The 26,886-nt window shown below is 34.5% G+C and carries 23 protein-coding genes and 2 pseudogenes; 12 read left to right on the top strand and 13 right to left on the bottom strand.

Annotation, left to right across the window (positions count from 1 at the left end; genetic code table 11):
* Nucleotides 1-263 precede the first annotated feature (263 nt).
* Complete coding sequence (locus AC3QL1_RS12105) at nucleotides 264-3,038, top strand: T9SS type A sorting domain-containing protein (RefSeq protein ID WP_492491658.1); 2,775 nt, start codon at nucleotides 264-266, stop codon at nucleotides 3,036-3,038.
* 60 nt (nucleotides 3,039-3,098) lie between these two features.
* Here the strand turns inward: AC3QL1_RS12105 and AC3QL1_RS12100 are convergent, their stop codons facing one another.
* Nucleotides 3,099-3,407 carry a hypothetical protein gene (locus tag AC3QL1_RS12100; protein WP_492491656.1) on the bottom strand — a complete coding sequence of 103 codons (309 nt, stop codon included), beginning with the start codon at nucleotides 3,405-3,407 and terminating at the stop codon, nucleotides 3,099-3,101.
* Between the two features lie 207 nt (nucleotides 3,408-3,614).
* On the opposite strand from AC3QL1_RS12100, the pseudogene AC3QL1_RS12095 reads away from it, so the two are divergent.
* The 4 genes and pseudogenes from AC3QL1_RS12095 to AC3QL1_RS12080 form a co-directional block, all read left to right on the top strand.
* Nucleotides 3,615-3,827: pseudogene (locus AC3QL1_RS12095) on the top strand (ATP-binding cassette domain-containing protein); the annotation flags it as partial.
* 216 nt (nucleotides 3,828-4,043) lie between these two features.
* Nucleotides 4,044-4,493, top strand: a pseudogene (locus tag AC3QL1_RS12090) (ABC transporter ATP-binding protein); the annotation flags it as partial.
* A 110-nt stretch (nucleotides 4,494-4,603) separates the two neighbouring features.
* Complete coding sequence (locus tag AC3QL1_RS12085; RefSeq protein WP_492491654.1) at nucleotides 4,604-5,368, top strand: TIGR02757 family protein; 765 nt, start codon at nucleotides 4,604-4,606, stop codon at nucleotides 5,366-5,368.
* A gap of 168 nt (nucleotides 5,369-5,536) precedes the next feature.
* Nucleotides 5,537-6,889 carry a DEAD/DEAH box helicase gene (locus AC3QL1_RS12080; protein ID WP_492491652.1) on the top strand — a complete coding sequence of 451 codons (1,353 nt, stop codon included), beginning with the start codon at nucleotides 5,537-5,539 and terminating at the stop codon, nucleotides 6,887-6,889.
* A 139-nt stretch (nucleotides 6,890-7,028) separates the two neighbouring features.
* On the opposite strand, the gene AC3QL1_RS12075 is transcribed toward AC3QL1_RS12080, so the two are convergent.
* The gene (locus tag AC3QL1_RS12075) at nucleotides 7,029-8,141 is read right to left on the bottom strand and encodes a lactonase family protein (protein ID WP_492491650.1); all 1,113 of its coding nucleotides are present in this window, start codon (nucleotides 8,139-8,141) and stop codon (nucleotides 7,029-7,031) included.
* A gap of 293 nt (nucleotides 8,142-8,434) precedes the next feature.
* Between AC3QL1_RS12075 and AC3QL1_RS12070 the strand changes: the two genes are divergently transcribed.
* The 5 genes from AC3QL1_RS12070 to AC3QL1_RS12050 all read left to right on the top strand — a co-directional run bounded on the left by AC3QL1_RS12070 (nucleotide 8,435) and on the right by AC3QL1_RS12050 (nucleotide 13,550).
* Nucleotides 8,435-10,363, top strand: coding sequence for a BatA domain-containing protein (locus tag AC3QL1_RS12070; protein WP_492491648.1), 1,929 nt, complete (start codon nucleotides 8,435-8,437; stop codon nucleotides 10,361-10,363).
* Nucleotides 10,364-10,449: 86 nt separating this feature from the next.
* The gene (locus AC3QL1_RS12065) at nucleotides 10,450-11,706 is read left to right on the top strand and encodes a dihydroorotase (protein ID WP_492491647.1); all 1,257 of its coding nucleotides are present in this window, start codon (nucleotides 10,450-10,452) and stop codon (nucleotides 11,704-11,706) included.
* 5 nt (nucleotides 11,707-11,711) lie between these two features.
* The gene (locus AC3QL1_RS12060) at nucleotides 11,712-12,038 is read left to right on the top strand and encodes a hypothetical protein (RefSeq protein ID WP_492491645.1); all 327 of its coding nucleotides are present in this window, start codon (nucleotides 11,712-11,714) and stop codon (nucleotides 12,036-12,038) included.
* A gap of 223 nt (nucleotides 12,039-12,261) precedes the next feature.
* Entirely contained in the window at nucleotides 12,262-12,906 is a 645-nt protein-coding gene (locus AC3QL1_RS12055) for an alpha/beta hydrolase (RefSeq protein WP_492491643.1), read from the top strand.
* 50 nt (nucleotides 12,907-12,956) lie between these two features.
* Complete coding sequence (locus tag AC3QL1_RS12050; RefSeq protein ID WP_492491641.1) at nucleotides 12,957-13,550, top strand: hypothetical protein; 594 nt, start codon at nucleotides 12,957-12,959, stop codon at nucleotides 13,548-13,550.
* Nucleotides 13,551-13,591: 41 nt separating this feature from the next.
* On the opposite strand, the gene AC3QL1_RS12045 is transcribed toward AC3QL1_RS12050, so the two are convergent.
* From AC3QL1_RS12045 to AC3QL1_RS12035, 3 genes are read right to left on the bottom strand one after another with little or no spacing between them, the layout of a single operon-like run.
* A complete protein-coding gene (locus AC3QL1_RS12045) occupies nucleotides 13,592-14,017 on the bottom strand; it encodes a hypothetical protein (RefSeq protein ID WP_492491639.1) in 426 nt (141 codons plus the stop codon).
* Between the two features lie 44 nt (nucleotides 14,018-14,061).
* Nucleotides 14,062-14,565, bottom strand: a complete 504-nt coding sequence (locus AC3QL1_RS12040) for a hypothetical protein (protein WP_492491637.1) — start codon at nucleotides 14,563-14,565, stop codon at nucleotides 14,062-14,064.
* Nucleotides 14,566-14,578: 13 nt separating this feature from the next.
* A complete protein-coding gene (locus AC3QL1_RS12035) occupies nucleotides 14,579-15,343 on the bottom strand; it encodes an MBL fold metallo-hydrolase (RefSeq protein ID WP_492491635.1) in 765 nt (254 codons plus the stop codon).
* Between the two features lie 91 nt (nucleotides 15,344-15,434).
* Here AC3QL1_RS12035 and AC3QL1_RS12030 point away from each other — a divergent pair, with 91 nt between their 5' ends.
* Nucleotides 15,435-16,895: a TonB-dependent receptor gene (locus AC3QL1_RS12030; protein WP_492491633.1), complete on the top strand. Its 1,461-nt coding sequence runs from the start codon at nucleotides 15,435-15,437 to the stop codon at nucleotides 16,893-16,895.
* A 283-nt stretch (nucleotides 16,896-17,178) separates the two neighbouring features.
* On the opposite strand, the gene bcp is transcribed toward AC3QL1_RS12030, so the two are convergent.
* The gene (gene bcp / locus AC3QL1_RS12025; protein WP_492491631.1) at nucleotides 17,179-17,631 is read right to left on the bottom strand and encodes a thioredoxin-dependent thiol peroxidase; all 453 of its coding nucleotides are present in this window, start codon (nucleotides 17,629-17,631) and stop codon (nucleotides 17,179-17,181) included.
* Nucleotides 17,632-17,791: 160 nt separating this feature from the next.
* Between bcp and nth the strand changes: the two genes are divergently transcribed.
* Nucleotides 17,792-18,451 (top strand): endonuclease III, encoded by a 660-nt coding sequence (gene nth, locus AC3QL1_RS12020; protein ID WP_492491629.1) that lies wholly within the window; start codon nucleotides 17,792-17,794, stop codon nucleotides 18,449-18,451.
* Between the two features lie 91 nt (nucleotides 18,452-18,542).
* Here nth and AC3QL1_RS12015 read toward each other — a convergent pair whose 3' ends face one another.
* The 7 genes from AC3QL1_RS12015 to AC3QL1_RS11985 form a co-directional block, all read right to left on the bottom strand.
* On the bottom strand, nucleotides 18,543-19,607 hold the full coding sequence (locus tag AC3QL1_RS12015) for a tetratricopeptide repeat protein (RefSeq protein WP_492491628.1): 1,065 nt from the start codon (nucleotides 19,605-19,607) through the stop codon (nucleotides 18,543-18,545).
* A 551-nt stretch (nucleotides 19,608-20,158) separates the two neighbouring features.
* Nucleotides 20,159-20,302, bottom strand: a complete 144-nt coding sequence (locus tag AC3QL1_RS12010) for a hypothetical protein (RefSeq protein ID WP_165689754.1) — start codon at nucleotides 20,300-20,302, stop codon at nucleotides 20,159-20,161.
* A 49-nt stretch (nucleotides 20,303-20,351) separates the two neighbouring features.
* Entirely contained in the window at nucleotides 20,352-20,936 is a 585-nt protein-coding gene (locus AC3QL1_RS12005) for an RNA polymerase sigma factor (RefSeq protein WP_492491626.1), read from the bottom strand.
* Nucleotides 20,937-21,261: 325 nt separating this feature from the next.
* Complete coding sequence (locus AC3QL1_RS12000) at nucleotides 21,262-22,017, bottom strand: glycoside hydrolase family 16 protein (RefSeq protein ID WP_492491624.1); 756 nt, start codon at nucleotides 22,015-22,017, stop codon at nucleotides 21,262-21,264.
* 81 nt (nucleotides 22,018-22,098) lie between these two features.
* Entirely contained in the window at nucleotides 22,099-23,766 is a 1,668-nt protein-coding gene (locus AC3QL1_RS11995) for a family 16 glycosylhydrolase (RefSeq protein WP_492491623.1), read from the bottom strand.
* 11 nt (nucleotides 23,767-23,777) lie between these two features.
* On the bottom strand, nucleotides 23,778-25,391 hold the full coding sequence (locus tag AC3QL1_RS11990; protein ID WP_492491622.1) for a hypothetical protein: 1,614 nt from the start codon (nucleotides 25,389-25,391) through the stop codon (nucleotides 23,778-23,780).
* A 12-nt stretch (nucleotides 25,392-25,403) separates the two neighbouring features.
* On the bottom strand, nucleotides 25,404-26,885 hold the full coding sequence (locus AC3QL1_RS11985; RefSeq protein WP_492491620.1) for a RagB/SusD family nutrient uptake outer membrane protein: 1,482 nt from the start codon (nucleotides 26,883-26,885) through the stop codon (nucleotides 25,404-25,406).
* Between the last annotated feature and the right edge of the window lies 1 nt (nucleotide 26,886).

Below are 26,886 nucleotides of genomic sequence, written 5' to 3'. Positions count from 1 at the left end.
TACATAAAAAATTAGTGTAAAAAATACACATTTGATATTTTAATATTAAAAATAATACAATAAACGCATTTTTGCAGGATGGTGCAGGATAGTTTTATTTCAGGTATTAATAATCTTTACAGTACTCACAACCATAAAGTTAGACATCTAAAAACAAGAAGATAATTACAAATTAAAACTAGTATTTTCTTCATGAAGGATATCTGGCATTAAAAAAGTGAGCTGAAATAATTTACTTAACTAACCAACCAAAAAACTTTAAAATGCTACAAAACTCCATGAGATTACATTTTGTAATGGCATTATCCTGCCTTACAATGTCGGTCACAACTATTTTTGGCCAAAATCCAGTTGTGAAGATTGATTTTGATCAATCCGGAAGACCTAAAGCGGAAGTCAACGAACCCGAATACACCGCATGGGTAATTGGTTCCGGCGATACGAGCACTTATACTGAAAACGGAATTACTTTTACCGTAACCCGAATTGGAGATAAAGGCGACGCTTTAGGAACCAATTGGTACAAAGCAGGAATTCAGACTCCGTATTATGCCAGATTAATTTCTGACGGTCTTACCGTAAAGGGAACAACGGCAAATCTGGGAGGAAAAATCGAACTCAAAATCACCGGATTAGCTGCAGGAGAACACACTTTATTAGCTTTTTTAAATGCTGTCGATAGTCCGTCTGGTAATACATTTAGTCCAATTGATATTTCTATAGATGGAAATTTAGTCGTTGATAATTTAATTCCGAGTATCAGGGCCACGAAAACAGCAGACGCAAAATCAGCTTATTTAAAATTTCAAGCTGTCGCCAATACTGATGTTGTAATCGTGTTTGCCGCAGAAACATCGGGAACAGAAAATATCAAAAATGTGATCATAAACGGATTTGAATTAAATACGCCAAATATTTTCTTTCAGTCCATAAATCCAAATCCGAAACACAATGACGAACATGTCGAATTAAATTCCGGAGGCAAATTACTGCAATGGACATCAGCAACAAACGCTTTATCGCATAATGTTTATTTCGGAACTGATCTTGCAGCGGTTGAAACTGCCACGACAGCATCGCCTGAATATAAAGGCAATCAAATCAAAACCAATGCCTCGTATCAGGTAAACGGTTTATACACAGGCGCAACCTATTACTGGCGTATTGACGAAGTACTGGCGAACAACCAGGTGGAGAAAGGAAATGTATGGAGATTTCGTCCTGCACAACTGGCTTTTCCTGAAGCAGAAGGATACGGCCGATTTGCCCGCGGAGGAAGAGGCGGAAAAGTTGTAGCGGTAACTAACTTAAACGACAGCGGGCCCGGAAGTCTTCGTGAAGCCGTAACCAATGATATTGGCCCAAGAACTATTGTTTTTAATACTTCAGGAATTATTCAGCTGAGTTCACGTTTAGTTTTGAGCCAGCCTTATGTTACGGTTGCAGGACAGACGGCACCGGGAAAAGGAATTTGCATTCGCTCTGCTCCTTTTGGAATAACCGGAAATGATGCCATTGTTCAAAACGTAAGAGTTCGTGTTGGCGGCGGTCCAACTTATGACGGAATGGGTTTAACAGGAGCTGATAACAGCATTATGGATCATTGCTCTATAAGCTGGACAATCGACGAAGCTTTTAGTTCCCGCTCAGGAAAAAACATTACGCTGCAAAAAACTTTAATTTCAGAAGCTTTAAATGCAGCCGGACATCAAAATTATCCTGCCGGAACAGAACACGGTTATGCGGCAACAATTGGCGGTGATATTGGAAGTTTCCACCATAATTTACTGGCACATTGTTACGGTCGAAACTGGAGTCTTGGCGGCGGATTAGACGGAAATGGCGCTTATTCCGGAAAAATGGATATTACAAATAATGTCGTTTATAACTGGGGTTCCAGAACTACTGACGGAGGAACCAAAGAAGTTAATTTTGTAAACAATTATTATAAGCCAGGCGCAGGATCAAAAATATTTGTCGCTTTCAATCAGCAAAATGAAGGCACAGGAACCGGAATGCAGCAGTGTTATTTTAATGGAAATGTTATGCCAGGCTATTTTGACGAAACCAATCAAACGATAGGTCGCAAAGCTTCCGGAAATACAGTTCCTTATGAAAATTTTGTAAACACCGCTTTTTTCCCTTCGTATGTAACGACGCAAAGTGCCAAAAATGCCTATAAAATTGTGCTTTCTGATGTAGGTTGTACGCAGCCGGTTTTTGACGATCATGACGAAAGAATCATTACAGAAACATTAAACGGAACTTATTCCATAAGAGGAAGCGTAACCAACAAACCGGGATTTCCGGACAATGAATCCGATGTTGGCGGTTACGAATCGTATCCAACTTTAAACCGGGATGCCAATTGGGATACCGATCAGGATGGTTTGCCAAACTGGTGGGAAAATATCATCGGAACAAATATAAACTCCGCAAATGGAGATTTTTCAGATGCAAATGCTGATGTTGATTTAGATGGATACACGAATCTTGATCAATATTTACAATGGATGTCGCTTCCGCATTATGATTCTCCAACGGGAACTAAAATAAATATTGACATTCAAAAATTGTCAAGAGGTTTTACAACCGGAGTAAGTTATAGTGTATTAAATGTTGTGAACGGAAATGCCCTTTTAGTTTCTAATATTGTTGAATTTACTCCGGCTGCGGCAGGTTTGTGTTCTTTTAATTTTACCATAACCGACAGCGAAGGCGGAACTATGACACGTAAAGTCAACATTTTGAGCGGATCCGGAAATTTATCTGTAAATCAGGTAAACAAAGAAGCTGATAACGGATTCAAAGTCTGGCCTGTTCCCAATAACGGTTCTTTTTCTATTTTGATGGAAAATGACGTTAACAAAGCTGAACTAAAAGTCTATGATATTTTAGGTAAAGAAGTTGTAAAACAGAATATAAGTTCAAAAGCACAAGAAAATATTCATTTAAAAACCAAAGGTGTTTTCATTTTAAAAGTGACAGATCCTGACACAAAAGAAATTTTACACGTAAAAAAGATTATCGTGCAATAATACTCAAAAACAGAAATGGCAACCCTAAAGTTGCCATTTCTTTTATATTAATTTGATCATTTAATTCACATCAATAGTTTCATTTTTTTGCCTCTGAAAAAAATAAGTATAAATCCAAGTGATGGTAAACGAAGGAATTATATCGGTAAACGGAATTATTTCTTCCACAAAAGTCAAAATACTCGCCACCCTTCCTACTCGTCCCTTATACATTCTGCTCATTAAAAAAGCGGCAATTGGCGCCCAGATTACATCTGAAAACTCACCCAAAAGCGGAATCGAAAAAGAAATCATTCCAATACCGTCAAAAAGCAAACCTAAAAGGAGCTTTCTCATTCTATCGTCAGTTGTTACATTCAAATCCTGCATTTTTATTTGATTTAGTTATTATTCGAATTTAAAAATAAATCATCAAAGTAAATTTATCTTTAACTGGTATTTGTTTCTTAATTACCACATCTTCAATTTTCAAGCCAAGTTTTAGAATTTTAGATTTTATAATATAGAATATAGATTTTAGATATTGGAATTTGATTCTATTCATAATCTTTGTTTCTTTGTAGAAACAGTTTCAAAATGATACAAGCAAAAAACATACATAAATTCTACGATAAACTTGAAGTTTTAAAAGGAGTTGATTTACATATTAAAAAAGGAGAAATTGTTTCAATTGTTGGCGCTTCCGGTGCGGGGAAAACCACTTTATTACAAATTTTAGGAACGCTTGACAAACCTGAACAAAATACAAATTCATCATTAACCATTAACGGAGAAAATATTTTAACGCTTCAGGATGTTGAAAAAGACAACTCAAAACAAGAGAAAACATTCAAATGGATTTGCTGGGTTGGTGCTGTTTATACTGTTGCCCTTATCATTTTTACTTTCTTTTTCAAGCATATAATTTTTGATGATTTAACCAGAAATATTACGGTTGGGGCTTTAATTCTTCCGCTTTTTGCACTGGCAATTTATTTGAATCTTTATTTTAGAAAAAAGAGTAAAAAAGACAAAACATTATCCACTTTCAGAAACCTAAATCTTGGTTTTATCTTCCAGTTTCACCAATTGTTACCTGAATTTACAGCATTGGAAAACGTTTGTATTCCCGCTTTCATGGCCAATAAATCAAAAGCAGAAGCCGAAAAAGAAGCCAAAAAACTATTAGAATATTTAGGTTTATCACACCGAATCAATCATAAACCAAACGAACTTTCGGGTGGTGAACAACAACGTGTGGCCGTTGCAAGGGCTTTAATCAATAAACCTGACGTTATTTTTGCCGATGAACCTTCGGGAAATCTGGACACGCAATCTGCCGAAAATTTACATCAGTTATTTTTCCAGCTTCGCGACGAATTCGGACAAACATTTGTAATCGTAACCCACAACGAAGAGTTAGCCAATATGGCCGACAGAAAATTAGTTATGGTCGACGGTCAGATTAGTAATTAGAAGCTGTTTCCTGCTGTCCGCTATATCTTTTCCTTGCTAAAGAAGCAAGAAAAAGGATGCCGCTTCCATCAGGGCTAGGGCACTCAACTATTAAGAACATTAATTTTAGCATGACCCAAAAAGAACTTAAAGAATTCCTTGACGAAAAAGTCATTCAATATAACAATCAGGACTTCATAGAAAGTGATCCTGTGCAGATTCCACATTTATTTTCTCAAAAAGAAGACATCGAAATTGCCGGTTTTTTAAGCGCCACAATCGCTTGGGGAAACCGCAAAATGATTATTAAAAACTCCCACCAAATGATGGAATTAATGGGCAATACACCTTACGATTTCATAATGTCCCATTCTGAAAATGATCTGGAACGTCTGGAAAATTTCGTGCATCGCACCTTCAACGGAAAAGATTTTGGTGGTTTTATAAAAGGTTTGCAGCACGTTTATCAAAATCATGGCGGTTTAGAAAATGTGTTCGCAAAAAATCAGGAAAAAGACAGTTTACAAAAAAGCATTAGCGAATTCAAAAAGATATTCTTCGAAATAGATCATTTGCCAAGAACTCAAAAACACATTTCAGATCCGCTGAATAATTCGGCAGCAAAAAGAATCAACATGTATTTGCGCTGGATGGTGCGCCAGGATGCAAAAGGAGTCGATTTAGGAATCTGGAAAACCATTTCACCAGCCGCTTTATCTTGTCCGCTTGACGTACATTCCGGAAACGTAGCCCGTAAATTAGGCATTCTTTCGCGAAAGCAAAACGACGCAAAAGCATTAGCAGAACTCGATTTACAACTCCGCAAAATGGACGCAAAAGATCCTGTAAAATATGATTTTGCTCTTTTTGGATTAGGTGTCTTTGAAGGTTTTTAAACGCAGAATACTCGCGCATGTCAGGCTGAGCGTAGTCGAAGCCCACGTACAATTGGAGCGCCCTTCTCCCAAAGTCTCGGGAAGCTCAGTGTCACACATTAGTATCAAAAACAGAAATCTAACAAAAAACCACGAATTTAACGTACATTTGCACAAAATTTAATGTAAATGAGCACTTTCGAAAAATTCAATCTTCCAAAATCAGTACAAAAAGCAATCGACGAATTAGGATTTGTTACGCCAACTCCTATTCAGGAAAAATCCTTTTCTGTGATTATGTCAGGTCGTGATATGATGGGAATTGCGCAAACCGGAACCGGTAAAACATTTGCATATTTATTGCCTCTTTTAAAATTATACAAATTTACCCCAACCAATACTCCAAAAATTGTAATTCTGGTTCCAACCCGCGAATTAGTAGTTCAGGTTGTAGAAGAAGTGGAGAAACTAACCAAATACATGTCTGTTAAAACACTTGGTATTTTTGGTGGAGTAAATATCAATACACAAAAAAAAGCCGTTTACGAAGGTGTCGATATTTTAGTAGGAACACCGGGTCGAACAATGGATTTAGCTTTGGATGCTGTAATTCGTTTTGATGAAACTCAAAAATTAGTAATCGACGAATTTGATGAAATGCTGAATTTGGGTTTCCGTACACAATTGACAGCACTTTTGGCAATGATGAAAACCAAACGTCAGAACATTCTTTTCTCTGCAACAATGACAGATGAAGTTGATGCGGTTTTGAATGACTTTTTTGATTTTCCTGAAGAAGTTACACTTGCTGCGTCAGGAACTCCGCTTGAAAATATTACTCAAATCACCTATAATGTTCCTAATTTCAATACAAAAGTAAACTTGCTGAAACATTTATTGCAAACAAACGAAAGCATGGAACGTGTTTTGGTTTTTGTAAACAATAAAAAGATTTCAGACATGCTTCATACCCGAATTGAAGAAGATTTTGAAGGACAGTTTGGTGTGATTCACTCGAACAAATCTCAAAATTACCGTTTGAGTACTATGGCTGAATTCCAGGAAGGAAATCTTCGCGGATTGATTACAACGGATATTATGGCGAGAGGTTTGGATATTTCGAATATTTCTCACGTTATTAACTTTGAACTTCCAGAATTTCCGGAGTTATACATGCACAGAATTGGTCGTACAGGTCGTGCAGATGCAACCGGAACTGCGATTAGTTTTATCACGCCTCGTGAAGAAGAATTTAAAGTAGAAGTAGAAGTCTTAATGAATCAGGAACTTGAAATTGCTGATTTCCCTGAGGAAGTTGAAATTTCGACTAAATTAATCGAACCTGAAAAAGACAAACAGCCGATTAAGTTTCTAATGAAAAAAGTAAAACTTGAAGGTGACGGTGCTTTTCATGATAAAGCAAAAAAGAATAAAAAAGTAAATCTTGGAGGACCTTCAAAAACCAAAAAGAAAACCCACGGTTCTGTCAACAGAAATATGTTGAAAACCAGAGATAAGAAGAGAAAAGATAAGGATAAGTAAGATCTTTTTGAGACTCTAAGTTGCTAAGCGGCTAAGATTAAAGGCTAAAAAATATGAAGTTAAGATTTCATATTTTTTAGCCTTTTTTATTTAAAACTTAGAATCTTAGTACCTTAGAGACTTAGCATCTTTTAACAAACTATATCTTCGTAAAAACAAGTCCCACCGGAGAACACAAATCGATTTTTTTTCCTGTGTCTTTAAGTTTTCCGGTTAGTTTATCTCTTTTAAAAATAATAATATTGTTTGTGTATTGATGTCCAACTAAAAGGTAATTTCCTGTGGGATCGATGGCAAAATCCCTTGGGCCTTTTCCTAAAGTACTTTGTTGTTCAACAAGTTCGATCTTTCCTGTTTTAAGAATTTTATAAACCGAAATATTATTAGCGTCCACGCGATCTGTTACGTATAAAAACTTCCCGTCAGGAGAAATTTTAATCGCCGCAGCACCGGTTCCACCTTTAAAATCTTTTGCAAGAATACTCGTTTCGGCCAATAATTTTAAACTTCCGTTTTTATTATAACTAAAAGTCGTCAATGTTCCGTCTAGTTCCTGAACCAGATAAACAAATTTTCCATCTTTGCTAAAAGTCAAATGTCTTGGACCGCTTCCGGCTTTTACAGCAACCGTTTCTTTTAAAGTCAGAATGTCATGTTTAGCAGTCGCATTGTATTTATAAATGAAAACTTTATCCTCACCTAAATCATTCGATAAAATGAACTTTTTATCCGGAGAAAAAACAACCATATGCACGTGAGCTTTTTCCTGACGTGCCGCATTCGGTCCTTTTCCTTCATGCTGAATCAATTGCTGTACTTCTGTTATACTTCCGTCAGCATTTTTCTTAAAAACAGCAATGCTTCCGCCAGAATAATTAGCCGCAATTACATTATGAGAATCGTTAATTAAATGACAAGGATCAGCTCCTAAAGAAGCATTTGAGTTTAGTAATTTAAGTTTCCCTGTTTTTGAATCATAAACAAAAGCACTTACGGTACTTTGAGTTCCGTTTTCGTTTACGGCATAAATAAATTTATTATCTGCAGAAGGCGATAAATAACTCGGACTCAAAACATTTTCTGACGAATTTTTAAATTTAAAATTCCCTGAATTTGCATCGAATTCATAAACATAAATTCCCTTACTTTCACATGTATTGGTGTAAGTTCCAACTAATAAGTTAAATTTATTTTGCGCCTGCGAAGTTGTAAAAGCTAAAGCCGAAAAAAACAGCATATATAATCTTTTCATAGTTTTTTGATAGTTTTTTTAATTAGCTAAAATACTGAATATTCTTATTCCGAAGTTTGTTTTTTGTTACAAATGAATTTTCAAAAGTTACATTTTTCAAACTATGCTTTGTGTTTTTAAACCATATAAGTGATATAAGAGATTATAAGTTAGGATTAATTGAGTAAAAATTAAATGAACTTATATAACTTATATGGTTTAATTAATATCGCTGTTTGGTTTAAGTAAAAATTTGTATTTTTGACCAGTATCTTCGCGAAACACAAAACGTAGTGAAGTAAATCAAAGCCAGAATGCACTTTAAACAGCCCGAAATTCTATACTTTCTCTTTTTATTGATTGTTCCAATTTTGGTTCATTTATTCCAATTACGACGTTTCAAAACTTCTTATTTCACAAATGTCCGTTTCCTTAAAGAACTTGCCGTACAAACCCGTAAAAGTTCTAAAATAAAGAAAAGACTTTTATTAGCCACGCGATTAATATTGCTGACTTGCGTCATTATTGCTTTTGCACAGCCTTTTTTTGAAGCTAAAGACAGTAAAAATGCAACCAACGAAATGTATATTGTTTTAGACAATTCGTTTAGTATGCAGGCAAAAGGCAAAAAAGGCGAACTGCTAAAACGCGCCGTTCAGGAACTTTTAGAAAACACGCCTGAAACTGCTCAGTTTTCATTGTTAACCAATACCGAGAACTTCTGGAATACTGATATCAAATCTTCTAAAGCTTCACTGCAAAACTTAAAATACAGTGCAACGCCATTTGAACTTTCGTCTATTATGGCGAAAATTAAAGCACATAAATCGGCACATAAAAAAGATATTGTTATTATTACAGATGCTGTTGGTCTTGCCGAAAAAGATGTTAAAAACATAGATACTGAGGAGAAACCGTATTTTATAATTCCGGAGGCAGAACAAAAAAACAATGTTTCTATTGACAGCGTTTTCATCAATCAGACTTTGGAAAACTTTTACGAGCTAGGAATTAATTTATCTGCTTACGGCGAAGATTTCAAACCTGTTTCTGTGGCATTATACAATCAGAAAAAATTGATTGCCAAAACAATTATTAATTTCGATTCTAAAAAAAAGAAAATCAATTTTACGATTCCAAAAGAAGCTTTTCATGGATATGTAACAATTGAAGATAATGGCTTGGCTTATGATAATAAGCTTTATTTCAGTATTTCAAAAAATAAAAAAACAAACGTTATCAGCATTGGCGAACCTGAAAAAAGTAATTTTTTATCCAGAATTTATACTTCATCCGAATTCAATTATAACAACTATTCTATTAGCAGTTTAGATTATAATAGTTTAGAAAAACAAAACACGATTATCCTGAATGAATTAATTGAAGTTCCTCAGGCTTTGCAGACTACTTTAAAATCGTTTGTTTCAAAAGGCGGAAATCTTGTTGTAATTCCGGGAGAGAAAAGTTCTATTTCTAATTTGAATTCTTTTTTAGGGAATTTCGGGAAAATTCAGTTTAAAAATCTTGAAAACAAAGACAAATTAATCACCAAAATTAATTTTGATCATCCTTTATTTTCAGGTGTTTTTGAGAATAAAATTACCAATTTTCAATATCCAAAAACAAACAGTTCATTTGATATTTCAAGTCTGTATCCGGCTGTTTTATCGTATGAAGATCAAAGCGTATTTGTAACAGCGATTCAAAGCCCGGTTTCCGGAATTACTGTTTTTTCAGCACCAATAAATACTTCAAATTCAAACTTTCAGCAATCACCATTGATCGTTCCGCTTTTTTATAAAATGGGACAAAACAATCAAAAAACAGGTGTTAATGCCTTGACAATTGGAAACAATCAGCCTTATTTTGTGGATGTTTTATTGAGCAAAGATGCAATTTTGGAAGTTAAAGGAAATGATGATTCGTTTATTCCGATTCAGCAAATATTAAATAATAAAGTAAAACTAACATTCAACGATTTCCCTGAAACAGCAGGAAATTATAGCGTTTTTGATAAAAAACAATCGGTAGAAAATCTGAGTTTTAATTACAAAAGAAGTGAAAGTGATTTAAGTCAGGTAAATACAAATGCGGTTTCAGATTTTAAAACTGCCGATACGATTTCGACCATTTTTAACACCTTACAAACTGAGCGAACTGACAGTCAAATTTGGAAATGGTTTGTTATCTTTGCACTGTTATTTTTAGCATTAGAAATGGCAATTATCAAATTTGTGAAATAATTTTTTCACCAGTAAGACATTACGAAAATTAAGTCTTAATGCTTTAAAATAATTTAATTGTTTCAATTAAAATAAATTCTCTACATATGAAAATAATCATCAGAAGCGCCAAAATTATCGATTCAAAAAGTCCGTTTCATAACCAGACTGTTGATCTTTTAATTGCAGATGGTTTAATTGAAAAAATAGGAACTTCAATTCTTGATATTGATGATACAACAGAAGTAAAGTTCGATAATCTGCATCTTTCGCAAGGTTGGTTCGATAGCAGCGTTTCGTTTGGAGAACCAGGTTATGAAGACAGGGAAACCATTGCAAACGGACTTCATGTTGCAGCAAAAAGTGGTTTTACAGGCGTTGCTTTACAGCCTAACTCCTACCCGGTTATTGATAATCAGGCACAAGTAAATTTTGTAAAGAACAAAGCAAATGGTCTTGCTACAGAACTTTTCCCAATTGGTGCTTTAACAAAAGCAAGCGAAGGAAAAGATATGGCGGAATTGTTTGATATGAAAAAATCAGGAGCAATCGCTTTTGGAGATTATAATAAAAGTATCGACAATGCCAATTTGCTAAAAATTGCGCTTCAATATGTGCAAGATTTTGATGGTTTGGTAATCACTTATTCACAAGATCCAAATATAAAAGGAAACGGAGTTGCCAATGAAGGAATTGTTTCGACAAGATTAGGTTTAAAAGGAATTCCGAATCTTGCTGAAGAATTGCAAATCTCAAGAAACTTATTCTTATTAGAATATACGGGAGGAAAACTTCACATTCCAACCATTTCTACGGCAAAATCAGTGGAATTAATTAAAGAAGCTAAAGCAAAAGGTTTACAAGTGACTTGCAGTGTTGCTGTACATCATTTGGTTCTTACCGATGAAAAACTGGAAGGTTTTGATACGCGTTTTAAAGTAACTCCACCATTGCGAACTGAAACCGACAGACAAGCACTTATAAACGCTGTTCTTGACGGAACAATTGACATCATTACTTCAGACCACAACCCAATTGATATTGAATTCAAAAAAATGGAATTTGATACGGCTAAAAATGGAACTATTGGTTTAGAAAGTGCTTTTGGAGCGTTATTAACTATTTTGCCTTTAGAAGTTATAATCGAAAAACTGACTTTAGGAAAAGCTGTTTTCGGAATCGAAAATAACTCCATCGCAGAAGGTTCAAAAGCCAACTTTACTTTCTTTAACCCGGAAGTAACATCAACTTTCACGAAAGAAAACATTCTTTCAAAATCTAAAAATTCTGCTTTTTTAGGAACTGAAATCAAAGGTTCCGTGTACGGAATTTTAAATCAAAAACAACTTGTTATCACTAAATAATTACAATGAATAATTCAATCGAAGAGGGAAAATCAATCGCAATTACCAGTTATATTTTAATTGTTGGGGTTTTAATTGCCATGTCAATGAACTCTGAAAATAAAAATAGTTTTGCTTCTTTTCATATCCGTCAGGCTTTAGGATTATCGCTGACTTTTATTTCTTTTGGAGCCATAATTAGTAATTTCGACAGCTTTTTTATTACATTTCCTATGTGGATTTGTATTTCAATTTTATGGACTTATGGAATTTTTAGTGCTATTCAAGGGCAAACAAGACCCATTCCTTTAGTTGGAAATTTATTTCAAAAATGGTTTAAATCGATAGGTTAATAAAATTCCAATATTTTTAAATTCCAAATTCCAAAAAAAAAGAAATCCTTTAAAATCAGCGTTTTCGATTTAGCGAATCTGTTTTATCAGCGTATAAATTTTGCACACGGATAACGCTGATTTGCAAGCAAAAACGCGGATAAAAACAGATTTTTTTATATTTATAAACTTAAATAACACAGCATTCGCCTTAAACGCAGGCTGAGACTGAAAACTAAAAAAAATGAATCTATCTTTAGAATATAAAATACAAGAACCAAAAGTTATTTTAGATAAAAATCCTGTTTTGCTTTTGTTACACGGATACGGCAGCAACGAAGCTGACTTGTTCTCGTTTGCAACTGAACTTCCTGATAACTATTATATTATTTCAGCAAGAGCGCCATATGATTTACAATACGGAGCTTATGCTTGGTATGCAATCAATTTTGATGCTGACCAGAATAAATTTTCTGACAATGAACAAGCTAAAACTTCACGAGATGCAATTGCTTTTTTTATAGATGAATTAGTTGCTAATTATCCAATTGATGCCAATAATATAACTTTAGTTGGTTTTAGTCAGGGTTCAATTTTAAGTTATTCTGTTGCACTTTCCTATCCTGAAAAAGTCCAGAGAGTTGTAGCAATGAGCGGTTATTTTAATGAAGAAATTATCAAGGACGGTTTTGAGAAAAATGACTTTAAAAACTTAAAAATATTCGCTTCTCACGGAACTGTAGATCAGGTTATTCCAATTGATTGGGCGAGAAAAACTCCTGCAATTCTCGAAAAATTAAACATTCCGGTTACTTATAAAGAATATCCTGTTGGTCACGGTGTGGCGCCACAGAATTTCTTTGATTTTAAGAAGTGGCTGGCTGAGTAACTTTTAGTCACAGTTTTTAGTCACAATTTTCAGTTATTTAAATCCTTACAATGAGTAATTTTCCAGCTATATTAACTGACGAAAAAATAAAAGACAGTAACAAAGACTTTAGAAATGCACTATTTTCTCTAGATAAAAATACTATCGATAAAGATAATTTCCTTCACTTAACAAGGATTTATTCTGTTACAAAACAATTAGACATTAGAAATAAAATTTTAAGGTTATTATATGATTTTGAGTTTCCTGAATTAAAACAGTTCTTTAATACTGCATACAAAAAGGAAAGATATCTGGACATGAAAATCTATGCTTTGCGTGGATTATCAATTTTTGTAGAGGAAAAAGAGATTGAAAAACTATTACAGAAATTCAATCAGACATTATCTAAAAGACAAGAAACCACTCCTTATAATTATCAGGAATATGAACTTTTAAGAGGAGAAAACTCTTTGCCTTATTTAGTTAAGAAATATAATTACAATTGTTTTAATACAACTTTAGATCAGGTCAATGCACAATATAATGCAATGCCAGACGCGTTTAAAGGACATTTTACGATAGATGAAAATGGTGAATTTGTATCATTGAGAGATTCTGAAGAAAGTTCAAGAATGATTGAAGATTTTTTTAGTAAGCAATAAAAAAAGCCGCAGCTTCAACTGAAAACTGCGACTGTATACTTTTACTGTCCTGTATAAATAATCTTCCCGTTTTTCTTCAAAACATAACCTTTCCAGGGAATTAACTGATAATCACCTTTAGTCCAGGAATCACCTTCGGATTTTCTTTCTAAAATAATTGATTCTTTTTGAGTGTCGAGAAAAAGCTCAGCTTTGTTTCCTTCAAAAACCACATAAGCAGCTGTTGTGTATGTTTTTCCATCTTCAGTATGAGACAACTGTGTTCCTTCAAAAATTCGGATGCAATCATTTTTAATAACTGACCATGTATAACCTGCAGAACCCTTACAGCCGTGGCTGTCAACATCTCCGCCAACCATCGCTTTTTCCGGTTTTGTCTCCTTTGTCGTTTTCGTTTCCTGTGTATTTTTTGTACTGCAGGAAACTGAAAGACCTATAATAACTGAGAATAAAAATATCTTTTTCATTTTTCCTATTTATTTATTGAATACAAAAATAGGAAAAATCTTTCTTATTTTTGATATAATAGCGATTGATTTGTTTCGAAAGAAATACTTTCATCATCACTTACAAAGTATTTCAACAGGGCTTCTCCCCATAATTCTCCGTTACTGAAATCAACAATAATCCATCTGTGGTTTAAGATTTTTACTTTGTTGATGATAAATTTCTTACCATCAATCATGTCCTGTCCTGTATAAGGATTTCCTTTTGGATTTGAGTTTAGATCTAATAATTTTTCAGTAACAATGGGAATCAATTTTTCATATAAAATTACTTTTCCTCCAGAGGCACTGTTATCAAAATAATTCTGGGCATTTTCATTGTGTGCCAAAGAAAAATAATCTGCTTCGGCTAATTGGCCTGAAACCAAGTTAATACTGTCTCTTAGCTTTTTTGTAGTTTTCTCATATCTTTCTTCGCCAAATTTCACTTCGCGGCTGTAAAACATATAAGTAAAAATATTCATTAATATCGCAAGGATAAAAAGGTAAAGCATTAAGGATTTTTTCATTTTGTAGGTATAATTAAATTGTAATTTCTAAGTTGTCATAAGCCAGGAAAACATTTTTCGGCAGTTGTTTCTGTACTTCTTCATGAAATCCTAAAACGTGGCTAATATGCGTTAAATAAGCAACTTCCGGCTTAACAAGATTGATAAAATCAAGCGCTTCCTGAAGGTTAAAATGAGTATCGTGAGGTTCTACACGCAAGGCATTTACAACCAGAACTTTTAAATTCTGCAGTTTTTCAATTTCAGCTTCGTGAATGGTTTTCACATCTGTCAAATAGGCAAAATCGTCGATTCTGTATCCAAAAACCTGTAATTCGCCGTGCATCACATTTACCGGAATGGCCATTTTGTCGCCAACCGCAAAAGGTTTGTTATTGACAACTTCGATGGTTTTTACGCTTGGTGCGCCAGGATATTTATTTACGGTTTCGAATACATAATCAAAACGGCGTTTTAGATTGTCAATAACACGATGATGGGCGTAAACCGGAATTTCGCCCTGCCTGAAATTAAACGGGCGAATATCATCCAGACCTGCCGTATGATCGGCATGTTCGTGTGTAAACAAAATAGCGTCAAGATGCCTGCAGCCGCAGGAAAGCATTTGCTGCCTGAAATCAGGACCGCAATCTATTACATACGAATGATTGTCCCATGTAATCCAGATGGATACGCGGAGCCTTTTGTCCTTAGCATCAGTGCTTTTACAAACAGGATGATCGATTCCAATAATTGGAATACCCTGAGAAGTGCCAGTACCTAAAAAATAGATCTTCAATTGAACTTGTTTTTTTTACAAAAATAGGGATTATTTCTCTTTCATTAGAAGCCTAATTTACTAACTTTGTAACAAATCTATTTAAAATAAAATGGGTACAGAAATAAAACTCAAGGGTGACAAGGTCATCGAACAGATTCCTTCTATAAAAGACAAAGCGTTACGCATTAATTTAAACGAGAATATTTACGGAACATTTGCTGAAATTGGCGCCGGACAGGAAACTGTAAGACATTTTTTCAGATCCGGAGGTTCATCGGGAACTATTGCAAAAGCAATGTCTGCCTATGATAAAGATTTTAGTGATGCCGTTTACGGTATCGAAGGCGACGGCCGCTACGTGACAGAAAACCGACTCAAAAAAATGTTAACCTTTGAAGGGGAACTTATCGAAGAACGTTTGAGCCGCGAAAAACACCCAAATAAACTTTTCTTTAGTTACGCCAATACGGTTGCCACAATAGATTTTGCAAAACAATTTAAAGGTCACGGATGGGTTGGAATCAGATACCAGATTGAACCGGACGAAGCTTATAACGAAATTATCCTGCACATTCGTTTTAAAGAAACAGATGCAAGACTACAACAGGAAACACTTGGGATTTTAGGTGTAAACTTAATTTACGGTGCTTTTTACAAATACAACGATCCAAAACGATTACTTCGTTATTTATACGATCACTTAGATAAAGATCAATTAGAGATTGACACCATCAACTTTTCAGGACCGCGTTTCGCAGATGTTGATAACCGTTTAATGAGTTTACAGCTGGTTAAAAACGGAATGACGGATGCCGTAATGTTTAATCCTGAAGGGAAAAATGTTTTACCGGCTGCTGTTTTATACAAAAAAAATCTTCTTGCTTTTAGAGGAAGTTTTCGTCCGGTTACCAATGTTAACCTTGACATGTATGAGAAGTCATTAAAAATGTTTCTTGAAGAAAACAAGGTCGAAAAAGACAATACATTGGTAGTTTTTGAAATTACCCTTTCGAATTTACGTTCGGATGGTGAAATTGATGAACGCGATTTTATGGACAGAGCCGAATTGCTTTGTTCACTAGGTCAAACTGTTATGATTTCAAATTTCCAGGAATATTATAAAGTAGTAGAATATTTTTCTAATTATACAAAAGCCAGAATGGGATTGGCAATGGGTGTTAACAATTTAGTTGACATTTTTGATGAGAAATACTATCGCCATTTAAGTGGTGGCATTCTGGAAGCTTTCGGAAAGTTGTTTTACCGCGATATGAAAGTATTCTTATACCCTATGCTTGGAGAAAATGGTGAAATTATTACTTCTGACAACTTAAAAGTTCATCCTAGAATGAAGGAATTGTACAAATTCTTTAAATTTAACGGAAAAGTAGTTGACATTAAAGATTACAATCCTGAAATATTAAATGTATTCTCTCGCGAAGTATTAAAAATGATCGGTCAGGGAAAATCGGGCTGGGAACCAATGCTTCCGTCCGGAGTTGCAGAAATTATAAAAGAACACCACCTTTTTGGATATCATCCGGAAAAGGAACTGGAACAAAATGCTTAAACTTAAAAAGTCCCTTAATTGGGATTTTTTTTTTTTTAGGTTTTCTTTGTTTCAGGTTTCAGGCTCTTTACTGAATAAAAATTTACCCCAAAGCACGCAAAGATTTTTCATAAAGATTGTATGTTATAATATGGAAAAGTTCGCAAAGCTTTGTATTGATTAAGCTTTGCGAACTTTATTTTTTTTAAACTCTACGCATAAAAAACTTAGCGTGCTTTGCGGTAAAATAACGCAACACTTTGCAACCTGAAACCTGAAACAAAGAGAACCTTAAACAAAAAAATTACTTCAAAATTTGTGCTGCGTGTTCTTTTGTTTTTACTTTCTCAATTACCTCATCGATGACGCCGTTTTCATTGATTACGAAAGTAGTTCTGTGGATTCCGTCGTATTCTTTTCCCATGAATTTCTTTGGTCCCCAAACTCCAAATGCATTGATTACAGATTTGTCTTCGTCTGCCAGTAATGGAAAAGGAAATTCGTATTTGTCTTTGAATTTTAACTGCGCTTTCTGACTATCGGCACTTACTCCTAATAGTTCATAATTATTGGCTTTAAAGCGCTCAAAATTATCTCTTAAATCACAAGCTTCTGCAGTACAACCAGGCGTACTTGCTTTTGGATAAAAGAAAACTACCAGTTTTTTTCCGGCGTAATCTGCCAGTTTATGTGTTTTCCCGTCCTGATCTACACCTGAGAAATTTGGAGCTTTATCGCCTGCTTTTAATGTGGTCATATTTTTTTATTTTAGATTTTAGAGTAAAAGATTATAGAGCAAAGATTATAGACTATATCTTTAAAATAATTCATAATTCATAATTCATAATTCATAATTCATAACTCATAATTAACAATCATTAAAATTATGCTATTTTTACAGGATTAAAAATACGGAAATGAATAAAGAAGCTCGCGTAAAATTTGTTATAAATACGTTAAAAGAACTCTACCCCACCATACCTGTCCCGCTAGATCATAAAGATCCTTACACCCTTTTAATTGCTGTTTTACTGTCTGCACAATGCACAGATGTTCGTGTGAATCAGATTACGCCATTGCTTTTTGCGAAGGCTGATAATCCTTATGATATGGTAAAAATGTCGGTGGAAGAAATTAAGGAAATCATTCGTCCTTGCGGATTATCTCCAATGAAATCGAAAGGGATTCATGGTTTGTCTGAAATTTTGATTGAGAAATATAATGGTGAAGTTCCGCAGAGTTTTGAGGCGCTTGAATCTTTACCTGCTGTTGGGCATAAAACGGCAAGTGTTGTGATGTCACAGGCTTTTGGTGTTCCTGCTTTTCCGGTTGATACGCACATTCACAGATTGATGCACAGATGGAATCTTTCGAATGGAAAAAATGTGGTTCAGACTGAAAAAGATGCGAAACGCCTTTTTCCAAAAGAAACCTGGAATGATCTACACTTACAAATTATTTGGTACGGACGCGAATATTCGCCTGCAAGAGGCTGGAGTTTAGAGAAAGATATTATTACCAGAACTATTGGTAAAAAATCTGCACTGGAAGAAGCTTCGAAAAAGAAAATCAAGTAGTGGTATTAAACACAAATTTCACGAATTTGCACAAATTTCAATTATGAAATTAAGTTTGGCAATTCGTGAAATTCTTGTTTTTTATTGTTTTTTACTGACTGTTTTTTAATGCGTTATATTCATTTGTCATATCCAGCGATCTGTATATTCCTAAAAGCGATTTGACAGCGTCTTCGTTTTTTGGTTCGATTACTAATGCTTTTTTAAGATACGGAATCGCACTTTTTACGATTTCGTCTTTTTCAGCATCCAATTTATCATACTCTTTCATTTCGCTTGGCGTGTTGCCTAATAACGCCATTTTATCTACTACAACTTTCTTTAATTGTATTTTTACGTAAGCAAGATTGATGTAACAATCAATACAATTTGGATTTAACTGTAATCCTTCATCATAATATTTTTCGGCACTGGCATAATCTTTTGTTTCAAGATAAGAAAATGCCAATGAATTTAGAATTTCTTCTTTTTTTGATGGCGGCCAAAAATCTCTTGGCTTTTCATAAAAACCAGCAGCAAGGTTTGATTCTCTTGCACTTCTGGAAATAAAAGGCTCTTCTACTTTTGTTTTCTTATTGATTGCATAAAATACTATACCTTTTCCGGTGTAATTTATTTTTTTAAGTTTTTCGTAATATTTAATAGCCGAAGGATAATCTTTACCTGTTAACGATGCCGAAGCCGCATTAAGCAAGTTCAATGTATCTTTTTTATCAAACTGGTAAACTTCGTAACTTTTATCTGCACTTTCTTTGAATTTTCCTGCCTTAAAATCATTGAATGCTCCGTCTACAAGTTTAGATTTCATTTCTTTTAAAGCTAAATTTGCTTTAAATGCATATTTATAATTACGGGAATCATTTTCGTATAAAAGTACATCCTGATAGGCACCGGAAGCAATAGCAAAATTGGCTGCTGCATCTATGTTTTTGGTTGCCAAATCTTTATATACATTTCCTTTTGTAAAAAAGAAATCAGATTTTACCTCATCGGGTGCATTTATAACTAAGTATTCTACTTTTTTTAAAATCGCACAAGCTTCTTCAGATTTTCCTTTTTCAAAATAAGATTGCGCTTCTTTTATTTCATCTTTTTGAGCAAATGCTGCGTAATTTATCAATAAGAGAATTGATAATATCTTAAGGTTCGTTTTCATTTTTCGGTTTTGGTTGGGTTGTTAAATAGATTTAACGGTTTTATTGATGATTGTAGGTAAACCGTTTTCGGGACAAAAAAATCTTCTTTTGGCTGACTATAATTTAAGATGCACAACTAACAAAACAGAATAAAGTAGTGTAATTTTTCTTCATAGATCATTGGTTTTGGTTAAACATTTTTTCCTTAACATTTCATAATTTGAATATTCTAAACACTAAAAGCATTTTGATACGAAAAACTTCCTCAAAAGATGATTTGGTTGAATAAAAAAATACTTTTTAACTAAAATAAAACAAATATTGAATAAATCAATAAAAATTGTATAAAATATCAAACTTTAACTAAATCCGCAAAAAATTGACTGCAAAAAGCTGAATTTTAGTATTAAAAAAAGATTTAATTATTGAATTTATAATTTATAAAAATGAGGATCCTGAGAAGTACAAAAAAAAAACTCACTATGTGTATTTACATACAAATAGTGAGCTTTCAACCAAAACGACCATTTGGTTTTCTTTTTAAAAACATCCGACCAAAGTAGTGGGCTGTTTAATTAGCTATGATCTCAAAACTTTTATCTTCAATTTTCACAACTGTAAGTGCTTGTGAATAATTAAGTAAAAAAGAAACAACTTCTTTTTTAGGTTTTAAATCTTTGGAAGCTAATGCTTTTTTAGAGTAAATTTTCGCCATACTATGAAATGTTTTATTAAAGTATAACGGGCTAATGCTCAAAATAGTATTAGTTGGTTAAAATAATTTGATGTTTATCAATAATTTTTCTCAAATTCATTAATGCATAACGCATTCTGCCTAACGCTGTATTGATACTTACGCCTGTTAGCTCTGAGATTTCTTTAAAACTCATGTCCTGATACATACGCATTACAAGAACTTCTTTTTGATCTTCCGGAAGTTCTTCTATTATTTTTTTTAAATCAACTTCAACCTGATCAAAAATCATTTTATTTTCGATGGTTAAGGAATCATCCGACATTACAGAAAAAATTGAAAATTCTTCTGTTTCTCTGTACATCGGCATTTTTTTGGTCTTGCGGAAATGGTCAACAATTAAATTGTGGGAAATTCGCATTACCCAAGGTAAAAATTTACCTTCTTCATTATATGAGTTGGATTTTAAAGTTCTGATAACTTTAATAAATGTATCCTGAAAAATGTCATTTGAAATATCTCTATCAGCTATCTTAGAATATATAAATCCATATATCTTAGACTCATGCCTTTTTATTAATGTCGATAAAGCATTCTCGTTGCCTTCAACATAATTTTTCACTAATAGAGCGTCTGGAATATGCAGATCAGCCATAATACTACTTTTTTAGTTCTTGTTTAAAATTTGGAGTAATTTTTCTAAAAAGTAATTTTATTGTATAGGCGTCTCTTTTTGTTATGTTAATAATCTGTCCAAATTTAACAAATAAATATTTTAAAAAGCAAATGTATGGCGTAATAATTAATAATAAAATTACAAATAATATACATTAAAAATAAATTTTGACCTCAAAGTGCTAAAAAACGTCAAGGAATTTAAATGTTTTAACAAATTGAAAAAAAGATGTAAATTATCTAAATATCTTATTTTAAACAAGTTACATCTTATTTTTTAGTAGTATTATTAGTATATATTTAATTTATTGGTACACTCGCACATAATCCACATAAAATTTTTGGGGCAATATAGCATCGTCTACTTCAGGTCCGCCAAAATTTCCTCCTATGGCTAAATTTACAATTATATAAAATGGCTTGTTAAATGGCCAGGTATCTTCGTTTTTAACTTCGGGATTAAATGTGTACACAAGTGTTGTATCCACAAAAAAATCAATCTTATCTTTTGTCCACTCAATCGCATAAACGTGATATCCTTCTTCTATAGCAGGAAATTCGGTTCTTTTTGTGTTGATTGTATTTCCGTGACTGTCTTGTGTATGCAATGTCGTATAAACCATGTGCGGATCGCGTCCGATATATTCTAAAATATCAATTTCGCCGGTTTTGGGCCATTTTACTTCATCAATATTTGCACCCAGCATCCAGAAAGCCGGCCATAAACCATGTCCAACTGGTAATTTTGCCCTTGCTTCTATTCGCCCATATAAAAATGATTTTTTGCCTTTTGTTGTAATTTTTGTCGACGTATATTTATCTCCTTCTTTTCTGGCTTCGATGATTAAATTGCCATCTTTGATCTCGTGATTGGTTTTGGTATAAATCTGTCTTTCATTATTTCCGTAACCGCATAAGTTCGGACATCCGTCACCTAATTCGAAATTCCAGAAAGATTCGTTTATTTTCTTTTTATTGAAATTTTCTTCCCAGACCAGTTTTCTTGCCGTTTGTGCCAGACAGAAATTGCTTATCATTAATAATAACACTACTTTTTTCATGCTGTTCTTTTTAAATTGCTAAAATTAAGAAGGCCAGTATGAAACTGACCTTCTTTTCATTCTTACTAATTAATTGTATTTCTATTGATATATTTTTACATAATCAATCTCCATTGCAGATTCTGTAAAGGCCGGATCAATAGTGCCGCCAAGATTACCTCCCATTGCTACATTTAGTATCAGGAAAAAGTCTTTATTAAAAGGAAGCGAACTGTCATTGGCAACCTTATGAATTTGTACATCATCTACATAAGTTGTTACCGATTTCGGACTCCAGATTACTTTATAAACATGAAATTCTGTCGAAACATTTGGTATCGTTTTAGAACCTGAATTTCCACTTCCTCCTGAATGTCCGGGATAATGAAGTGTGCTAAGAATTACATTCTGGTTGTTTCCTACGTGCTCCATAATATCGATTTCACCGCAAGCCGGCCACGGATTGGTTGCAAAATTTGACCCAAGCATCCAGATGGCAGGCCATGTTCCTTTTCCGATTGGCAATTTGGCACGAACCTCCACTTTTCCATAAGTAAATTTGTATTTACCGTCTGTTTTCAATCTTGCAGAAGAATAATCTGCACCGCCAGAGGCTTCTTTTTTAGCCGTAATTTTAAGGCTTCCACCCTGAACGATCACATTTGATGCTGAGTTTGTATAATTTTGTTTTTCATTATTTCCCCAGCCATTATCTCCTTTTCCTAAATCATAATTCCATTTTGTTGCATCTGGTGCACCATCGATATTAAATTCGTCAGACCATACAAGATTGGTGTAATCAACTTCAGGACCCGTATTTTGAACCGGTTTTGTAGTGGTGAAAATATGATACCATGCCAATGCAGGATTTCCGCCCATAACGGCTCTCACCACCATTCTGTTTGCTGTAATCGACAGAATTTCATAAGAACTCTGACCAATGTAGTAGCCCATAAATCCTCCGTCAGAGAAATTTAGCATCGTTCCGCGGGTTTGCGTCGCATGATCCGGATTTTTTGAAACAACAGATTCTGAAGGGCTTAACGAAACGGTTTTTATTCCGCCAGCATTGTAGCTTAAACACGCATCATCTGGTGAACTTCCACCGGCTACACTTGCAAAAGCGGCATTAAAGAATGTTGATCCTCCATTGTCTAATTCAAATTTCAATTGATCTCCGTCACGAGAAAATGTCAGTACATTATCATATAAACAACTGCTGGCAGGAGAAGCTGCTTTTTCAAAAGCTCCGGCCTGATAATAGTTGGCATAATAATTTTTAGTAGCATCACCATCATTCTGCCCTACTCCTAAATGTCCGGGCTCTGAAGCAGACCAATACCATTTTTTAGAAGTTCCGGCTGTTAACAACTGAACCGCTTCGTCATCGCTGAAATTACTTAAAACGGTAACATCAAGTGTAATATTTGATGCGATTCCACCCCTTCCGTTGGCAATAAGGGTTACGGTATACGTGTTTACGCCTGTTTTTGTAAAACGTTTGGTGAACTGGCCGCTTGCCGAATTCTCTGAAGTTCCGTCGCTAAATACATATTTGTATGAAACAGCATTGTCTGCTTTAGCGGTTAATTTAACCATTCCTGAACCATCTCCGTCCGGAGCAGCAGCCGTTTTCCCAACAATCTCAGCGGTTATTTTAAGATTTGTTGGAGTTTCTATTGATCCAAATGTATAATCGTCTTTCTGACAACCCGTCATCAGGAGAATCGCAAATAAGGATACTATCTTTATAATTATTTTTTTGCTCATGATTTCTTTTTTTAATTGGATTGTTTAATGTCATCAAAGTAATAGACAGCGCCTGTTCCCATTTGTCCGAAGTCAGGGAATAAAATTACTCTGTCGTATTTATTCGCTGTGCTAAAACCGGGTGCAGTTGTCAAATCAAACGTTAATACCTGCCATGCATTAGCAACTGTTGTGGTTGCATGTGCTTCAAAAAAGACAGTTGGATTTCCGTTTCCGTCTTTTGGCGATGTAGAAACTTCCATTTTATATAAAATATCAGCTCCAACCTTAGGCGACCAAACATTTACTTTTACAGTTGTTCCTTTCGTAAAATCGATTGTTTTTTCTAAGTTAATACTTGCTCCTGCCCAAACCTGAGCTCCCGAAAGTTTTTCTATTTTTACTACTTTGTTTGATACATTGGCTCCCGTTTTATCCGGATTTGTTACTACAGAAACCGGAATTGGTCCAAAATTAGCATCTCCAAAACCACCCCATGTGTATGTTAATGTTGCTGATTCAAAATCAAGCGGCAATTCTACAGACTGAGCAGGCGTTTTATAGAAATAAATATTATCGATAAACACATTTTTACCAGCTGGAGTTCCAACTAATTTCAATTGAAAAATATCTGCAACTGTTAATCCCTGACTTGTAAATGCCGAAATTGGAATATCAATACTTGTCCATTGATTTGCTGTAAGATTTGTTGATACCGGTTTTTCTCCATTGGTTTTACTAATTAAGAACGTATCAATTTTATCTAAATCTGCTGTCCAGACATCCATGTGGAAATATTCCATTCCAGAAACATCAATTGTTACATTATCTGCTAATGCAATTCCCTCATAATTCAGATTGTTGTAATTGATGATTTTATCCCCGCTTAAATCAAATTCCTGATAAGTGGTTGATTGTCCCCAATTCGGGAAAAAGTTCGTTCCAGCTACATTGGTGTATTTAGAACTATAGATAGATATTACATCTGCAGCTTGTCTGTTTGGCGGAGTTGGTGCCGATGTTGTCGGGTTAAGAACTAATTTTGCCGTAACCTGAATTGTTTTTTCAGTCGTTTTTACGGCAGCACTTTTTGAAACCACACGAACTGTATAAACTCCGGCTTCCTGATACGTATAAGAAACTGATTCGCCATTATTTGCCGAAACGGGTTCTGGTTTACCGGTTTCTCCAAAATAAACATCATAAAACAAAGCAAAATCAGCTGTTGCCTTAACTGTTATTTTTTTAGATACTGATAAATCATTGGTTACTTCTACAACTAAATTCTCAGGAGCTCTAAACGAAACCACAACTTCTTTTTCAACTTCTGTCGTTTTTCCGTTAAGTCCCATGGCAATTATTTTAGATTTGTAGACGCCTTCTTTATAGACGTGCGCCACAGTTGAGCCGGTTCCAATATAATCAGAATCTGCACTTCCATCTCCAAAAATAATTTTGTATTGCGTTACCCCTTCGCCTTTAGGCAAAAAAGTAACTTTACCTGTATTGTCCTGCGTTACAGTAGTCAAAGCCGATATATTGGATGGTGCGCCCAAACCTTCTAAATCAATATCGCTGTTATCGCTTGAACAGCTAAAAAATAGTGTCAAAACGAAAAGACTTATAATAGAATGTATTTTTTTCATAATTGCTGTTTTTTAATATCCTGGATTTTGTTTCCAATTTCCGTTTGCAAACTGAATTTCTTCAATTGGAATTGGGAATAATTCGTTTTTATTAGCTGTGAAACCAGGAATAGTTCCTGCTGCTTTTCCGGTTCTTACCAAATCGAAAAAACGGTGTCCTTCGCCAAAAAGTTCCAATCTTCTTTCTGCCAATATAAAATCAGTCAGTGCAGCCCCAGAAGCTGATATATCATGATTATTGTCTCCAAAAGCGCGTCTTCTTACCTGATTTAGATATTCTCTGGCTTTTGCATCGTCAATTCCGCCTCTGTTATAAGCCTCTGCAGCCATCAATAAAACATCTGCATAACGAATTGCTCTGTAGTTGTTTGGGTTTGTCAAATTCAAATCTCCGGCAGCATTTGCGCTTCTTTTTCTTGGCAGGTATTTTCTGTTGAAAAATCCTGTGTCTTCATTTCCTTTTCCGTATGATACACCAGAATTAGCTCCCGCAAAGGCTGCAATATCCAAAATCGCTACATCTTTACGTCTGTCTCCCACTTCAAAAGCATTTGCAGATTCCTGAGTTGGAATATTAAAACTGAAACCTGAAGAAAAAATTGGTCCTGTATAATTTCTAATTCCGCTGAAACCAACTGCAACGTTTCCTTCGCTGCATTGCAAACAGGTAAAACCGGCACCTTCAACATCTGTATACTGAACTTCAAAAACAGATTCTGATCCGTTTTCTCCTTCTGTTTCAAATATCTTATTGTAATCTGTTTCTAATGTATAAGGCGTTGTATTTATCAAAGTCTGCAAAGTTGTTGCTGCCTGCGAGAATTTGCCCTGGTATAAATAGGCTTTTCCTAATAATGCCTGAGCAGCTCCTTTTGTAACACGTCCTTTTTGGGAAGCCGTTGGAGATAAATTTGCAGCCGCGAAAACCAAATCAGCTTCAATAGAAGCATACACTTCTTCAACTGAGGAACGCGGGATTGTTTTTTCATCTCCAATTTTAAACCTCGCATCTCCTTTCATCGGGATACCACCAAACCACTTTACTAATTCAAATTGGTAGTATGCTCTCAGAAAACGTGTTTCGGCTATAAGCTGCGTTTTTCCTGCAAAATCTGTTTTATTCTGAAATTCAAGTATATAATTCGTTCTTTGAACTCCGGCAAACATCCAGTTCCAGATATCTCTTAAATTGCTGTTTACTTCGGTATGGATCATATCGTCTATTTGCTGAAAACCAATTACATCTGTTGGACTTTCTCCTCCGCATAAGGTGTTATCCGAAGCAATTTCGCCCAATAAAACATTTACGTAAGTGGACTGAAGCAAATCGTAAGCAGCAATTAAAGCCTGGTCATAATCTTCTTTTGAATTAAAATAATTCTCAGAGTCGATGGAATATTGAGGTTTTGGATTCACAAATTCATCTGAACAAGAAGTTGTTACAGTACAAATTAAGGTTATTGCTACCAAAGTGGTAAATAAATATTTTTTCATT

It is taken from the genome of Flavobacterium sp. GW823-FHT04A11 (assembly GCF_058796535.1).
This window is presented reverse-complemented; position numbering and strand designations above follow the sequence as displayed.

Excerpts from the sequence above, each read along its gene's own strand:
- AC3QL1_RS12105 (WP_492491658.1), top strand. The coding sequence starts at position 264 with ATGCTACAAAACTCCATGAGATTACATTTTGTAATGGCATTATCCTGC.
- AC3QL1_RS12100 (WP_492491656.1), bottom strand. The coding sequence starts at position 3,407 with ATGCAGGATTTGAATGTAACAACTGACGATAGAATGAGAAAGCTCCTT.
- AC3QL1_RS12085 (WP_492491654.1), top strand. The coding sequence starts at position 4,604 with ATGACCCAAAAAGAACTTAAAGAATTCCTTGACGAAAAAGTCATTCAA.
- AC3QL1_RS12080 (WP_492491652.1), top strand. The coding sequence starts at position 5,537 with ATGAGCACTTTCGAAAAATTCAATCTTCCAAAATCAGTACAAAAAGCA.
- AC3QL1_RS12075 (WP_492491650.1), bottom strand. The coding sequence starts at position 8,141 with ATGAAAAGATTATATATGCTGTTTTTTTCGGCTTTAGCTTTTACAACT.
- AC3QL1_RS12070 (WP_492491648.1), top strand. The coding sequence starts at position 8,435 with ATGCACTTTAAACAGCCCGAAATTCTATACTTTCTCTTTTTATTGATT.
- AC3QL1_RS12065 (WP_492491647.1), top strand. The coding sequence starts at position 10,450 with ATGAAAATAATCATCAGAAGCGCCAAAATTATCGATTCAAAAAGTCCG.
- AC3QL1_RS12060 (WP_492491645.1), top strand. The coding sequence starts at position 11,712 with ATGAATAATTCAATCGAAGAGGGAAAATCAATCGCAATTACCAGTTAT.
- AC3QL1_RS12055 (WP_492491643.1), top strand. The coding sequence starts at position 12,262 with ATGAATCTATCTTTAGAATATAAAATACAAGAACCAAAAGTTATTTTA.
- AC3QL1_RS12050 (WP_492491641.1), top strand. The coding sequence starts at position 12,957 with ATGAGTAATTTTCCAGCTATATTAACTGACGAAAAAATAAAAGACAGT.
- AC3QL1_RS12045 (WP_492491639.1), bottom strand. The coding sequence starts at position 14,017 with ATGAAAAAGATATTTTTATTCTCAGTTATTATAGGTCTTTCAGTTTCC.
- AC3QL1_RS12040 (WP_492491637.1), bottom strand. The coding sequence starts at position 14,565 with ATGAAAAAATCCTTAATGCTTTACCTTTTTATCCTTGCGATATTAATG.
- AC3QL1_RS12030 (WP_492491633.1), top strand. The coding sequence starts at position 15,435 with ATGGGTACAGAAATAAAACTCAAGGGTGACAAGGTCATCGAACAGATT.
- bcp (WP_492491631.1), bottom strand. The coding sequence starts at position 17,631 with ATGACCACATTAAAAGCAGGCGATAAAGCTCCAAATTTCTCAGGTGTA.
- nth (WP_492491629.1), top strand. The coding sequence starts at position 17,792 with ATGAATAAAGAAGCTCGCGTAAAATTTGTTATAAATACGTTAAAAGAA.
- AC3QL1_RS12015 (WP_492491628.1), bottom strand. The coding sequence starts at position 19,607 with ATGAAAACGAACCTTAAGATATTATCAATTCTCTTATTGATAAATTAC.
- AC3QL1_RS12010 (WP_165689754.1), bottom strand. The coding sequence starts at position 20,302 with ATGGCGAAAATTTACTCTAAAAAAGCATTAGCTTCCAAAGATTTAAAA.
- AC3QL1_RS12005 (WP_492491626.1), bottom strand. The coding sequence starts at position 20,936 with ATGGCTGATCTGCATATTCCAGACGCTCTATTAGTGAAAAATTATGTT.
- AC3QL1_RS12000 (WP_492491624.1), bottom strand. The coding sequence starts at position 22,017 with ATGAAAAAAGTAGTGTTATTATTAATGATAAGCAATTTCTGTCTGGCA.
- AC3QL1_RS11995 (WP_492491623.1), bottom strand. The coding sequence starts at position 23,766 with ATGAGCAAAAAAATAATTATAAAGATAGTATCCTTATTTGCGATTCTC.
- AC3QL1_RS11990 (WP_492491622.1), bottom strand. The coding sequence starts at position 25,391 with ATGAAAAAAATACATTCTATTATAAGTCTTTTCGTTTTGACACTATTT.
- AC3QL1_RS11985 (WP_492491620.1), bottom strand. The coding sequence starts at position 26,885 with ATGAAAAAATATTTATTTACCACTTTGGTAGCAATAACCTTAATTTGT.